11 protein-coding genes are annotated in these 13,925 nt (G+C 65.2%); 8 read left to right on the forward strand and 3 right to left on the reverse strand.

Annotated features, from left to right (window positions below):
- The first annotated feature begins 17 nt into the window (after positions 1-17).
- The 5 genes from fba to ACE103_RS37910 all read left to right on the forward strand — a co-directional run bounded on the left by fba (position 18) and on the right by ACE103_RS37910 (position 5,073).
- Positions 18-1,085 carry a class II fructose-bisphosphate aldolase gene (fba, locus tag ACE103_RS37890; protein ID WP_375777152.1) on the forward strand — a complete coding sequence of 356 codons (1,068 nt, stop codon included), beginning with the start codon at positions 18-20 and terminating at the stop codon, positions 1,083-1,085.
- 189 nt (positions 1,086-1,274) lie between these two features.
- The gene (locus ACE103_RS37895; RefSeq protein WP_375777153.1) at positions 1,275-2,300 is read left to right on the forward strand and encodes a class I fructose-bisphosphate aldolase; all 1,026 of its coding nucleotides are present in this window, start codon (positions 1,275-1,277) and stop codon (positions 2,298-2,300) included.
- Complete coding sequence (locus tag ACE103_RS37900; protein WP_375777154.1) at positions 2,301-2,978, forward strand: thiamine phosphate synthase; 678 nt, start codon at positions 2,301-2,303, stop codon at positions 2,976-2,978.
- A gap of 7 nt (positions 2,979-2,985) precedes the next feature.
- The gene (locus tag ACE103_RS37905) at positions 2,986-4,059 is read left to right on the forward strand and encodes a tetratricopeptide repeat protein (RefSeq protein ID WP_375777155.1); all 1,074 of its coding nucleotides are present in this window, start codon (positions 2,986-2,988) and stop codon (positions 4,057-4,059) included.
- A gap of 219 nt (positions 4,060-4,278) precedes the next feature.
- Complete coding sequence (locus ACE103_RS37910) at positions 4,279-5,073, forward strand: inositol monophosphatase family protein (protein ID WP_223966777.1); 795 nt, start codon at positions 4,279-4,281, stop codon at positions 5,071-5,073.
- 14 nt (positions 5,074-5,087) lie between these two features.
- On the opposite strand, the gene ACE103_RS37915 is transcribed toward ACE103_RS37910, so the two are convergent.
- From ACE103_RS37915 to ACE103_RS37925, 3 genes are all read right to left on the reverse strand, one after another.
- Positions 5,088-6,221 carry an AAA family ATPase gene (locus ACE103_RS37915; RefSeq protein ID WP_375777156.1) on the reverse strand — a complete coding sequence of 378 codons (1,134 nt, stop codon included), beginning with the start codon at positions 6,219-6,221 and terminating at the stop codon, positions 5,088-5,090.
- Between the two features lie 104 nt (positions 6,222-6,325).
- A complete protein-coding gene (locus tag ACE103_RS37920; RefSeq protein ID WP_375777157.1) occupies positions 6,326-9,484 on the reverse strand; it encodes a multidrug efflux RND transporter permease subunit in 3,159 nt (1,052 codons plus the stop codon).
- Between the two features lie 6 nt (positions 9,485-9,490).
- The gene (locus tag ACE103_RS37925) at positions 9,491-10,693 is read right to left on the reverse strand and encodes an efflux RND transporter periplasmic adaptor subunit (protein WP_375777158.1); all 1,203 of its coding nucleotides are present in this window, start codon (positions 10,691-10,693) and stop codon (positions 9,491-9,493) included.
- A gap of 536 nt (positions 10,694-11,229) precedes the next feature.
- Between ACE103_RS37925 and ACE103_RS37930 the strand changes: the two genes are divergently transcribed.
- The 3 genes from ACE103_RS37930 (at position 11,230) to ACE103_RS37940 (ending at position 13,776) form a co-directional block, all read left to right on the forward strand.
- Positions 11,230-12,234: a flagellar motor protein MotA gene (locus ACE103_RS37930; RefSeq protein WP_375777159.1), complete on the forward strand. Its 1,005-nt coding sequence runs from the start codon at positions 11,230-11,232 to the stop codon at positions 12,232-12,234.
- Between the two features lie 15 nt (positions 12,235-12,249).
- On the forward strand, positions 12,250-12,621 hold the full coding sequence (locus tag ACE103_RS37935) for a VOC family protein (RefSeq protein ID WP_375777160.1): 372 nt from the start codon (positions 12,250-12,252) through the stop codon (positions 12,619-12,621).
- A 126-nt stretch (positions 12,622-12,747) separates the two neighbouring features.
- On the forward strand, positions 12,748-13,776 hold the full coding sequence (locus ACE103_RS37940; protein WP_375777161.1) for a peptidoglycan -binding protein: 1,029 nt from the start codon (positions 12,748-12,750) through the stop codon (positions 13,774-13,776).
- Positions 13,777-13,925 lie beyond the last annotated feature (149 nt).

The following is a 13,925-nucleotide window of genomic DNA, read 5'->3' on the forward strand; positions in this document are numbered from 1 at the left end:
TTACAGGGAGAAATGGAATGGCTCGCATAACATTGCGGCAACTGCTCGATCACGCGGCCGAGCATGATTACGGCGTACCTGCCTTCAACATCAACAACATGGAGCAGGCACTGGCGATCATGGCCGCGGCCTCCGAGGTCGACGCGCCCGTCATCATCCAGGCCTCGCGCGGTGCGCGGTCCTACGCCAACGACGTCATGCTCAAGCACATGATGGACGCCGTCACCGAGATCTATCCGCAGATCCCGGTCTGCGTGCATCTCGACCACGGCAACGAACCCGCGACCTGCATGACCGCGATCCAGGCCGGCTTCACCTCGGTCATGATGGACGGCTCGCTGAAGGCCGACGGCAAGACCCCCGGCGACTGGGACTACAATGTCGGAGTCACCCAGACGGTGACCGGCATGGCCCATCTCGGCGGCATCTCGGTGGAAGGCGAGCTGGGCGTGCTCGGCTCGCTCGAGACCGGCATGGGCGACAAGGAAGACGGCCACGGCGCCGAGGGCAAGCTGTCGCATGACCAGCTGCTGACCAATCCCGACGAGGCCGTGAAGTTCGTCAAGGAAACCAAGGTCGACGCGCTGGCGATCGCGATGGGCACCTCGCATGGCGCCTACAAGTTCACCCGCAAGCCGGACGGCGACATCCTCGCCATGAATGTGATCGAGGAAATCCATCGCAAGCTGCCGAACACGCATCTCGTGATGCACGGCTCCTCGTCGGTGCCGCAGGAACTACAGGAGATCATCAATGCCAATGGCGGCAAGATGAAGCCGACCTGGGGCGTGCCGGTCGCCGAGATCCAGCGCGGCATCAAGAACGGCGTGCGCAAGATCAACATCGACACCGACAACCGGATGGCGATGACCGGCCAGATCCGCAAGGTGCTGAAGGACAATCCGGAAGAGTTCGATCCGCGCAAATACCTGAAGCCCGCGATGGAGGCGATGACCAAGCTGTGCAAGCAGCGCCTGCAGGAGTTCAACACCGCGGGCCAGGCCAGCAAGATCAAGAAGGTGCTGACCACCGCGGAAATGGCCAAGCGCTACGCTTCGGGCGCGCTCGATCCCAAGGTTGCTTGAGAAACCGCCTGACAACTTCTCGCCTGAATCATTAAGGCGGGACACCGATTCTGACGCAGTCGGAAACGGTGTCCCTGGGCTTGATCGCCGGCTGCGACAAACATCGGCCGCGACGAACGTTTTCTAGGCATTTGCCCGAGAACCGCCTATTTTGGTTTGCAAAGGCAATGGCTCCGGAGGACGCCCCCGATGAACCTCGCTGACCTCAACAAAATTGCGCTCGCCATGGTCACCCCGGGCAAGGGCATCCTCGCCGCCGACGAATCCTCCGGCACCATCAAGAAGCGTTTCGACGCCATCAAGGTCGATTCGACCGAAGACAGTCGCCGCGACTATCGCGAGATGCTGTTCCGCTCGCAGGAGGCGATGAGCAAGTACATCTCCGGCGTCATCCTCTACGACGAGACGATCTGGCAGAATGCCAAGGACGGCACGCCGCTGGTCAAGCTGATCGAGCAGGCCGGCAGCATTCCCGGCATCAAGGTCGACGAAGGCACCCAGGCGCTGCCGAACTGCCCCGGCGAACTCGTCACCGTCGGCCTCGACAAGCTCGCCGAACGCCTGAAGAAATACTACGAGCGCGGTGCGCGCTTTGCGAAGTGGCGCGCCGTGATCGATATCGGGCCGCGAATCCCGACCCAGACCGCAGTCCGCGTCAATGCGCATGCGCTGGCGCGCTACGCCGCGCTGTGCCAGGCCGCGCAGATCGTCCCGATCGTCGAGCCCGAGGTGCTGATGGACGGCGATCACGACATCGACCGCTGCTATGAGGTGACGCAGCGCGTGCTGAACCGCACCTTCCAGGAATTGCGGGTGCAGCGCGTCGCGCTCGAGGGCATGATCCTGAAGCCCAACATGGTTATCTCGGGCAAGAAATGCCCGAAGCAGGCGTCGGTGCAGGAAGTCGCCGAGAAGACCATCCGCCTGCTCAAGAGCTGCGTACCGGCCGCGGTGCCCGGCATCGCCTTCCTCTCCGGTGGACAGAGCGACGAGGAAGCGACCGCGCATCTCGACGCCATGAACAAGATCGGCCATTTTCCTTGGCGGCTGACCTTCTCCTATGGCCGTGCCTTGCAAGCCGCGCCGCAGAAGGCGTGGTCCGGCAAATCAGACAACGTCCCAGCGGGCCAGCGCGCCTTCTCGCATCGCGCCCGGATGAACGGGCTGGCGAGCACCGGCAATTGGGAAACCGGCCTCGAGAAACAGGCGGCATAGTTGGCGACCAAGCCCGTTCCGCCGCGGCCGGCGCCGCGCCTCTATCTGGCAATTCCGCCGGTCGACGAGCCGTCGCGGCTTGCGGCCGAGCTTGCCGACCTGCTCGCTGCGGCCGATGTCGCGGCCGTTCTGGTGCGGCTGCGCGAGACCGATCCGCGCAGGATGATCTCCAGCATCAAGGCGCTGGCGCCTGCGATCCAGAACGCGGGTGCGGCGCTGCTGATCGACGGCCATCCCGACATCGTGGCCCGCGCCGGCGCCGACGGCGCACATCTGACCGGCCTCGCCGCGATGGAAGAAGCGATGCCTTCGCTGAAGCCCGACCGCATCGCAGGCGTCGGCGGGCTCGCGACGCGCCACGATTCCATGGCCGCGGGCGAAGCCGGCGCCGATTATGTGCTGTTCGGCGAGCCCGACGCCAACGGACAACGGCCCTCGCTTGAGGCGATCGCCGAGCGGCTGGAATGGTGGGACGAATTGTTCGAGCCGCCCTGCGTCGGCTTTGCGACCTCGCGCGAGGAGGCCGAGGCGTTCGCGGCGGCCGGCGCGGATTTCGTGCTGGTCGGAGATTTCATCTGGTCCGATCCGCGCGGCGCCAAGGCCGCACTTGCCGAGATCGGCGCAGCGATTGCAGAGGCGCATGCCGGCACGTTGGGCCAGGCCAAGGCCGAGGGATGACGCCGGAATGAATCGCCTGCGTCCGATAGGTGTTGCGCTCGGCTGCATGATGTTGGCGAGCGGTGCGATGGCGCAGCTCTCGATCACGCCGCCGGCACAGACACCGCCGCCCGCGAAGAAGGAGGCGCCGAAAGAGAAGCCGAAGGTGCATGCGCCCGTCGCGAAGAAGCCCGCGCCGAAGCCCGCCGCCACACCAACGGCCACCCCGACGCCCTCGCCGACCCCGACGCCGGATGATCCCAATGTCGACCTCGTCTACGGCGCCTATCAGCGCGGCATGTACAAGACCGCATTCGATCTGGCGCTGGTGCGCGCCCAGAACAGCAACGATGCCAAGGCCATGACGATGCTGGGCGAGCTCTATGCCAACGGGCTCGGCGTCAAGCGCGACTACGTCAAGGCCGACGACTGGTACAAGCGAGCGTCCGATGCCGGCGACCGCGAGGCGATGTTCGCGCTCGCGATGATGCGGATCGCGGGCCGTGGCGGCGCGGTGGACAAGGATTCCGCGGTCAAGCTGCTGGCCTCGTCGGCCAAGCTCGGCGAGCCGAAGGCGGCCTATAATCTCGCGCTGCTCTATCTCGACGGCCAAACGCTGCCGCAGGACCTCAAGCGCTCCGCCGAGCTGTTGCGGATGGCCGCGGACGCCGGCAGCCCCGAGGCGCAATACGCGCTCGCGACCTTCTACAAGGAAGGCACCGGCGTGCCGAAGGACCTCGAAAAGGCGGCCCGGCTGCTGCAGGCCGCCTCGCTGGCCGACAATGTCGATGCCGAGGTCGAGTATGCCATCGCGCTCTACAACGGCAGCGGCACGCCGCGGAACGTGCCGGCGGCGGTGGCGATGCTGCGCAAGGCGGCCCGGCAGAACAGCGCGATCGCGCAAAACCGCCTCGCACATGTGCTGGCGACCGGCGCCGGCGCCCCGGTCGACAAGGTCGAGGCGCTGAAATGGCACACGGTCGCCAAGACGGCCGGCAAAGGCGACCCCGATCTCGACGACATTCTCGCCGATATGAGCCCGGAAGACCGCGCCAAGGGCGAGGCAGCCGCGCGAAAATGGATCGGAAACAACGTCAAATGACGCCTTGACGGGGCGGCCTCCAGAGGGCACCCAGTCCGGCAATCCAAGGCAGCTCTCCTCCCGCCCCGTCATCCTGAGGTGCGAGCGGAGCGAGCCTCGAAGGATGAACGGCCCGGCTGGTGGCCGTTCATCCTTCGAGACGCGCGTTCCGCGCTCCTCAGGATGACGGGACCACGCTTGGGCCGGCCCTCCAGCACAATCGCAAAGAAAACCTTCATCATGCTCTACTCCGCCCTCATCAATGTCATGGTCAAGGCCGCGCGCCGCGCCGGCCGCAGCCTCAAGCGCGACCTCGGCGAGATCGAACACCTCCAGGTGTCGCTGAAGGGCCCGGCGAATTTCGTCTCGCTCGCCGACAAGCGCGCCGAGGAGATGCTCTACACCGACCTCGAAAAGGCCCGGCCCGGTTACGGCTTCCTTGGCGAGGAAGGCGGCAAGCGCGAAGGCAGCGACAAGAGCCACACCTGGATCGTCGATCCCCTGGACGGCACCACCAACTTCCTGCACGGCATCCCGCAATTCGCAATCTCGATCGGACTTCAGCGCGAAGACACGATCATCGCGGGCGTGATCTACAATCCCGCCAATGATGAGCTCTACATTGCCGAGCGCGGCAAGGGCGCGTTCCTCAACGACCAGCGGCTGCGCGTCGCCGGCCGCCGCCAGCTCAACGAATGCGTGGTCGCCTGCGGCCTGCCGCATATCGGCCGCGGCAACCATCAGCTGGCGCTGCAGGAGATGGCCGCGCTGCAGAGCAAGGTCGCAGGCTTCCGCCGCTTCGGCGCCGCCTCGCTCGACCTCGCCTTCGTCGCCGCCGGCCGCCTCGACGGCTATTGGGAACGCAATCTGCAGTCCTGGGATGTCGCAGCCGGTCTGCTGATGGTCCGGGAAGCCGGCGGCACCGTCTCCGGCATCCAGGGCAGTGACGACCCGCTGCAGACCGGCCACGTCGTCTGCGGCAACGAGTTCGTGCACGGAGAGCTGATCAAGATCCTGAAGCCGCTCGGGCAATAGCGCGACGGCGCGATCTAATCGTCGTCATCATCTTCGTCGTCGTCGCCGTCACGAAATTCACCACCGAGCGTCAGCCCCTCGATCGTGGTGGCGCCCTTCGCCTTGATCACCCGTCGCAGCGGGACCGCGCTCTCGCTGCTCAGTGCCTCCATCAGATGTTCCGAATGGGTGACGATCCAGATGTCGGCGCGACGCGACGCTTTGGCGATCAGCCTCGCCAATGGCGCCAGCAGCGATGGATGCAGGCTGGTCTCGGGTTCGTTCAGCGCGATGAACGGCGGCAGCCGATAGCCCATGAACACGGCGAGCAGGCAGATATATTTCAGCGTGCCGTCGGATAGTTCGTGCGCCTTGAACGGACGCGGCACGTCCGCTTGCTGCAGCTCGAATTCGCACCGCCCGTTGTCCGCCCAGGCCCGGAGCTCGGCACCCGGGAACGCATCCTCGATCGCATCCTGCAGGTCGACTGCATCCTGCCTGATCGCGCTAAGCGTTGCCAAGGCGGCAGCCAAGTCGTTGCCATCGGCGCTCAGCGAGGGCGTCGTGATCGCGAGACAAGGCTTTCGGATCGGCGACGCCGGATCAGTGCGAAAATCGTGATAGAAGCGCCAGCTCTGCAGCGCGTTTCGGATCAGGTCGATCTCGGGGCACGCTTTGCCGTCGAGGAAATCCGCGAGCGCGGTTTCAGACGGCAGCACCGCATTCTTGTGCTCGCTCCAGGCACCGCTCTCGCCGCGGACGCTGACGTGTGAATTGGTTCGCTCCATCATCAGGACTTTCCGCTTACCGTGGATCGCCTCGATGCGTTCGGACTTGATCATCGGCTCGCCGGGAAACGCCGCCTCGACCGGGCCGGGATGTCCGAGCTCGATCGCGTAATTGACGTGTTCGAATCTGGCCGCCAGCCGCAGCCGTCCACCCTCGCCGCGCCTGCGAAGCCCTGACCAGCAGACCGAGTTCAATCCGCCTTCATCGGCGATTGTGCGCGTAATCCGGCCGGTCGCCGCGTCGCGCAGCAGCGACAGGGACTTGTAGAGATTGGATTTGCCGACACCGTTCTCGCCGACGAAGACCGACAGCGGCTGAATGGGCATGGTGAGCCGCCGAATGGAGCGATAATTCGAGATCGCAATATCGGTCGGCCGCATCACATGCCCTCAATTCCCGGGTTGCCTCCACGCCCCCCGTTCAATCCAGAGATGCAATCTGGATTGGCCGGCTTGCGAAAGCAAGGCGCCACCGATCTCGAACATCAATGACCCATCCTGGCCGGCGCGGGCGGGCCATAGACCTCGGCATTCGCCGGGGCTTTCTCGCGATCTCCCGCCAGCACGCGCTGCACGCTGACGAAGAATACCGGTACCAAGAGCAGCGCGAGGATCACGACGGCGATCATGCCGCCCATCACCGAGGTGCCGAGCGCCTGCTGGCTGGCGCCGCCGGCGCCGGTCGCGATCGCCATCGGCAGCACGCCGCAGACGAAGGCGAGACCGGTCATCAGGATCGGACGGAATCGGAGGCTACACGCCTCGATGGTCGCCTCGACCAGCGGCTTGCCCTGCGCGCGCAGGTCCTTGGCGAACTCGATGATCAGGATCGCGTCCTTGGCGGCGAGACCGATGATGGTGATCAGGCCGACGGTGAAATAGACGTCGTTGGACAGGCCGCGCATCGTTGCCGCCACCACCGCGCCGAGAATGCCGAGCGGAATCGTGAGCAGCACCGCGAGCGGAATGGTCCAGCTCTCATAGAGCGCGGCGAGCAGCAGGAACACCACCAGCACCGAGAGTGCGAGCAGGAACGGTGCCTGCGAGCCCGACAGCTTCTCCTGCAGCGACTGGCCGGTCCACTCATAGCCGAAGCCGCGCGGCAGCTTGTCGGCAAGCCGCTCCATCTCCGCGATCGCATCGCCCGAGGTGAAGCCTGACTTCGCCTCGCCGGAGATGCGCACCGCCGGATAGTAGTTGAAGCCCGCAATTTGCGTGGGTCCCTTCGACCATTCGATGGTGGCGAAGGCCGAGAACGGCACCAGTTGGCCGCGGCTGTTCTTCACATTGTAATTCAGGATGTCATCCGCGTTCATGCGGCTGGTCTTGTCGGCCTGCACGATGACGCGCTGCATCCGCCCGCGGTTCGGGAAGTCGTTGATGTAGTTCGAGCCGAGGTTGGTCGAGATCGTGTTGTTGATGTCCTCGAAGGTGAGGCCGAACGCGCCCGCCTTCTCGCGGTCGATCATCAGATTGACCTGCGGCGCCGGCGGCAGGCCCTCGACATAGACCTTCTGCGACACGGGACTCGCGTTGGCCTCCGCGATCAGGCGGTCGGACGCCGCGATCAGCGCCGCATAGCCCTTCTGGCCGCGGTCCTGCAGGCGGAACGAGAAGCCCGAGGAGTTGCCGAGGTTGTCGATCGGCGGCGGCTGCAGCGCCGAGATCCTGGCGTCGCGGATCGTCGACGACAGGTCGCGGTTGATATCGGCAACGATGGCCGCGGCGGAATCCTTCGCGCCGCGCTCCGACCAGTCCTTCAGCGTGATGAAGGCCTGCGCGGTGTTCATGCCCTGGCCGAGGAAGCTGAAGCCGGTGAGGAACGTGACGTTCTCGATGCCGGCGCGATTCTTCAGGTACTTCTCGACCTGCTCGACCGCAGCTTCGGTCCGCGCATAGGACGACTCCGACGGCGTCTGCACGTCGGTCGTGATGAAGCCCTGGTCGTCGACCGGCAGGAAGCCGCCGGGAAGCCGCACGAAGCCGTAGGCGACGCCGGCGAACAGCACGAGATAGATCAGCATCAGGCGGCCGGTGCGCTTCAGCCCGGCCTGCACGGTGCTGACATAGCCGGCTCGGCTGCGGTCGAGCACGCGGTTGAAGGCGCCGAACACGCCCTTGCGGGCATGGCCGTGGCCCCTCTCGACTGGCTTGAGCAAGGTCGCACACAGCGCAGGCGTCAGCGACAGCGCGAGCAACGCCGAGAACGCGATCGCCGCCACCATGGTGACCGAGAACTGGCGGTAGATAATGCCGACCGAACCGGGGAAGAACGCCATCGGCACGAACACCGCCATCAGCACCAGCGTGATACCGATGATGGCGCCGGTGATCTGCGACATCGCCTTCTTGGTGGCTTCCTTCGGCGGCAGACCCTCTTCCGCCATGATGCGCTCGACGTTCTCGACCACTACGATGGCGTCGTCGACCAGGATGCCGACCGCCAGCACCATGCCGAACATGGTCAGCATGTTGATCGAGAAGCCCGCGATCATCAGCGTGGCGCAGGCGCCGAGCAGCGCCACCGGAACCACGATGGTGGGAATGATGGTGTAGCGGATGTTCTGCAGGAACAGGAACATCACGATGAACACCAGCACCACCGCCTCGACCAGTGTCATCAGGACCTTCTCGATCGAGGCCTTCACGACGGGTGTGATGTTGTAGGGGATCTCGTAGGAGATATTGGCCGGGAAGAAGCGCGACAGCTCCTTCATCTTGGCTTCGACCGCGCTCGCGGTCGCCAACGCATTGCCCTTCGGCGACAGCAGCACCGAGAGGCCGGCGGTCGGCTTGCCGTCGAGACGGGTGTTGAACTGGTAGCTGAGGCCGCCGATCTCGATCCGCGCGACGTCGCGCAGCCGGACCGTCGAGCCGTCGGGGTTGGCGCGCAGGATGATCGCGCCGAACTCGTCGGGCGATGACAGCTGGCCCTTCACCAGGACCTGCGCGGAAATTGTCTGTGTGTCGGTGCTCGGCTGGGCGCCGATGCTGCCCGAGGCGACCTGGGCGTTCTGCGCCGTGATCGCCTTGTTGACGTCGTCGGCGGACAGGCCGTAGCCGACCAGCTTGGCCGGATCGATCCAGATGCGCAGGGACCGCTCGGTCGAATAGAGCGTGGCGCGGCCGACGCCGGGGATGCGGCGCACCTCGCCCAGCACGTTGCGGATCATGAAGTCGCCGAGGCCCACTTCATCCAGCGAGCCATCGGTCGAGTTCAGCGTGATGATCTGCAGCACGGCGGACGAGGCTTCCTCGACCAGGATACCCTGCTGGATCACAGCGCGCGGAAGCCGCGCCTCGACGCGCTTGAGGCGGTTCTGCACCTCGACCGAGGCCTGGCTGGTGTCGGTGCCCGGCTTGAAGTTGGCGATGATCTCGACCTGGCCGAGCGAGTCGGAGGTCGATTCGAAGTTCAGGATGTTGGCGGCGCCGTTGAGTTCCTCCTCGATCAGCCGCGTGACGCTGTTGTAGAGGTTTTCAGGCGACGCGCCGGGATAGCTCGTCGAGATCGAGATCGAGGGCGGCGCGATGATCGGGTACTGCGCGACCGCAAGCAGCGGAATCGAGATCGCGCCGACCAGACAGATGAACAGCGCGACGACCCAGGCGAAGATCGGCCTGTCGATGAAGAAATTGGGCATGTCGGATCACTTCACCGCGTGCGCGGTCTGCTGCGAATCCGGTGCCGCAGCGGCGTCGATGTCACGCCAGGCCAGCGGCCGTACCTTGTCGCCGGCGGCGAATTTCTGGAAACCCTCGACGACGACCTTGTCGCCGGCTTTGAGACCTTCGGTCACAAACCATGAACCGCCCTGCAGCGAGCCGGTGCGCACCGGCTGCACCGCGACGTGATTGTCGTCCTTGACGACGAACACCTCGCTGCCGCCGCCGCCATTGCGCTGGATCGCCTGCTGCGGCACGGCGATCGCATCGGTGTCGATGCCCTGCTCGATCTGCACGCGGACATACATGCCCGGCAGCAGGACTCGATTCGGATTCGGGAACTCGCCGCGCAGGGTGACCTGCCCGGTATGGGCGTCGACCTTGGCGTCGGAGAACAGCAGCTTGCCCGGCAGCGGATAGATCGAGCCGTCGTCGAGCACGAGACGCACCTTCATCGCGTCGGACTCGATGCGGTCGAGGTCGCCGTTCTCGAAGGCGCGGCGGAGCTGGTTCATTTCGGTGACGGACTGTTGGAAGTCGGCATAGATCGGATCAAGCTGCTGGATGGTCGCGAGGCTCGCGGCGTCGTTCTGCACGACCAGCGCGCCTTCGCTGATGACGGCAGCACCGATGATGCCGTCGATCGGCGCGCGGATCGTCGCATAGTCCAGATTGAGCTTGGCACGCGCGACGTCGGCCTCGCGGCCCTGCACGTCGGCTTCGGCCTGCTTCAGGTTGGCGATCGCCTTCTCGTTCTCGGCCTCCGAGGTCGCACGCTGGTTGGTGAGAGTGGCGATACGGCGCGCCTGCAGCGAGTTCTGCTCGAGCACGGCCTTGGCACGTGCGAGCGCCGCCTCGGTCGACTGCAATTCGACTTCGAACGGACGCGGATCGATCTGATACAGGGGATCGCCGACCTTCACCTCGCTGCCCTGGTGGAACATGCGGTTGACGACGATGCCCGAGACGCGCGGGCGCACCTCGGAGACACGGGTCGGCGCGATGCGGCCCGGCAGCTCGCGCACCATCGCGCGCGCCTGCTGCTTCACAGTGACGACACTGACGTCCGGCTCGGGTGCTTGTACGGCGGCGGTCGCGGAATTCGGTTCGTTGCAGCCAGCAAGCAGTGGCGCCGTCACGGCCAGCATCAGAGCAATGCATGCCGATTGCGCGCGAAGTCCAGACATTGGGATGATCGCCTCTGTGGGTTGGAATAAACGAAAGGCGGCGTCACACCGACACCGCGCCTGTCGCTAAAATAAATCTCGCTTGCTGCGACGCAATGCGTTTGCCGGGCGGCTCAATGTCACACAAACCTATCACCCTGATTTCGCGTCATGTTTTGTCGACTCACCGGATTGTGAGCGGGTTCCGTCGCAGGCTGTGGGAATGCGTTAAGGACTGCGTAAACGGGAACACGCCTTTTGCCTGTGCGGGAATGCCGCAGATTGCAAATTCGTAATGCGCCGCGCGCGAATCGCCGATCACGGCGCGCCTCGCCCGGCGATGCGTGCAACCCGAACTCGTCTCGCGACCCGCGCGTGGGATTGGCACTTTCTGAACAGGCTGATGCGCCGAAGCGCCGGAATGCTGCGCAAAGCGGCAACACTCTGCCGCTCTCAACCCCAGGGTTCTGCTGACAGCCTTTGGATTCGGCTTTCCTCACTCCGCCGCTGTGCCATATTGCTGGCAGATGCGGCCTTCGCGAACGGATGACCCGGCAATGCCCCCTTCCCGCTCCGAGATGGAGATCGAACTGAGCAAGCTGTCCTCGCCCAGGATCTTCCTGGTGCGGATGCTGGTGTTCCTGGTGCTCTGCGGCCTGGTCGGGGTCGTCCTGTACAAGCAGATCGTCACCGCCTTCTTCGCCAATCCCGGGCTGAACGCCCTGATCGGCGCTGTGCTGCTGATCGGCGTCATCCTGGCGTTCCGCCAGGTGATCCGGCTGTATCCCGAGGTTGCCTGGGTCAACAATTTCCGCATCGCCGATCCCGGCCTTGCGATCGAACGCCGCCCGACCCTGCTGGCCCCGATGGCCGCGATCCTGGGCGGCGAGCGCACCGGGCGGATGTCGATCTCGCAGCAGACCATGCGGCATCTGCTCGATTCGATCGCAACCCGCCTCGATGAAGCCCGCGACATCTCGCGCTACATGACCGGCCTGCTGGTCTTCCTCGGCCTGCTCGGCACCTTCTGGGGCCTGATCGAGACGGTGGGCTCGGTCGGCAAGGTGATCGACGGCCTCAAGGTCGGCGGCGACGCCGGCGCGCTGTTCGATACGCTGAAGGAGGGCCTTGCCGCGCCGCTCGGCGGCATGGGCATTTCGTTCTCGTCCTCGCTGTTCGGCCTCGCCGGCTCGCTGATCCTCGGCTTCCTCGATCTGCAATCGAGCCAGGCCCAGAACCGCTTCTACACCGACCTCGAAGACTGGCTCGCCACCACCGTGCGCGGCATTTCCGGCGACGGTGTCGGCGCAGGCGGCGGCGGTGCCGATCTGCAGGGCGCGATCGACCGGCTGCGTGCCACGTTCGAGGAAGGTGGCGCCGGCGGCGGCGGTCGCAGCACCACGGCGGCGATGGCCAATCTTGCCGAGGCGATCCAGGGGCTGGTTGCGCATATGCGCACCGAGCAGCAGATGATCCGCGAATGGGCCGACGGCCAGGGCGAGCAGAACCGCGAGATCAAGCGGCTGCTCGAGCGCCTCGCCCGCCAGCCCGAGAAGAGCTGAGCCACGGAGGCCAACGTGCTGGATCACGTGACCATCGGCATCAGCGATATCGAGCGGTCCAAGACCTTCTACGATGCGGCCTTGCGTCCTCTCGGCATCATCCGCCTGTATGCCGAGGGTGCCGAGTTTGCGGGCTATGGGGTGCGTCCAAAGGCCTTCTTCTGGATCGGCCGGCGCGCTACGCCACAGACCGGCGCCCACATCGCCTTCACGGCAAGCGATCGCGCCACCGTCGATCGCTTCTATGACGAGGCGATCAAGGCCGGCGGCAGGGACAACGGGCGCCCCGGAATTCGGCCGCACTATCATGCAAACTACTACGGCGCTTTCGTCCTCGATCCCGACGGTCACAATATCGAAGCCGTCTGCCACGCGCCGCAGGACTGACGACGCTAGAGCCCCATCCGCTCCGATGAAATCGGAACGGGGCTCTAGATTCTTGTTTTGACGCGTTTTCTTCATGCGAACCGGTATCCACTTCGCTTGAAAACGCTCTAGATGAAGGGAAACCGAATGGCCCTCGCCCGATCGCGCCGCAGCGAATCCGGCTTCAACTACTGGCCCGGCTTTGTCGACGCGCTGTCGACGCTGGTGCTGTCGATCGTGTTCCTGCTGTCGGTGTTCCTGGTCGTGCAGTTCTTCCTGTCGCAGGAGGTCACCGGTAAGGACAAGGCGCTGGAGCAGCTCAACGCCAAGATCGCCCAGCTCAACGACCTGTTGTCGCTGGAGAAGCTCTCCAAGCTGACGCTCGACGACCAGGTGTCGCAGCTGCGCGCCGGCCTCGCCTCTGCCGAGGGCGAGCGCGACCGCATGAGGGGGCTCTATGAGGGGCTCGCCAATTCCGACAACGACGCGCAAGGCCGCGCCAACGAGCTCAACAAGGCGCTGGAGTCCGAGAAGAGCGTGTCGTCGCGCGCGCTGGCGCAGATCGAGGTGCTGAACCAGCAGATCAGCGCGCTGCGCCGCCAGCTCGCCGCGCTCGAGGAGGCGCTCGACGCCTCCGAAAAGCGCGACAAGGAATCGCAGAACCGCATCGCCGATCTCGGCTCGCGCCTCAACGTGGCGCTGGCGCAGCGGGTGCAGGAATTGTCGAAGTACCGCTCGGAATTCTTCGGCCGGCTGCGCGCGATCCTCGGCAACCGCCCCGATATCCGCATCGTCGGCGACCGCTTCGTGTTCCAGTCCGAAGTATTCTTCGATACCGGCCAGGCGACGCTGCTGCCGGAAGGCAAGACCGAGCTCGATACGGTCGCGAGCGCGCTGATCGATCTCGACAAGCAGATCCCGGCCGAAATCGCCTGGGTGCTGCGGGTCGACGGCCACACCGACGTGCGGCCGATCAACAGCCCGCTGTTCAAGTCAAACTGGGAGCTGTCCTCCGCGCGCGCGATCTCGGTGGTGCAGTATCTGGTCTCGCTCGGCGTGCCGGCGCAGCGCCTGGTCGCCGCCGGCTTCGCCGAATTCCAGCCGCTCGACACCGCGCAGACCGAAGACGCCTACAAGCGCAACCGCCGCATTGAGCTGAAGCTGACGGAGAGGTAGTGCCGCGGCAGCCAACCAGCCCGGCACCAACCATCCGTCGTCCCGGCGAAGGCCGGGACCCATAACCACCGGGTTGTGTTTTGAAGAGGGCTGTGGCCTCAGCGTCGCGCAACAACGCGCATTTGGGGTAATGGGTCCCGGCCTGCGCC

Origin of the sequence: Bradyrhizobium sp. ma5 (genome assembly GCF_042258955.1) — a bacterium.
In the GTDB taxonomy this organism is placed as follows: Bacteria; Pseudomonadota; Alphaproteobacteria; order Rhizobiales; family Xanthobacteraceae; genus Bradyrhizobium.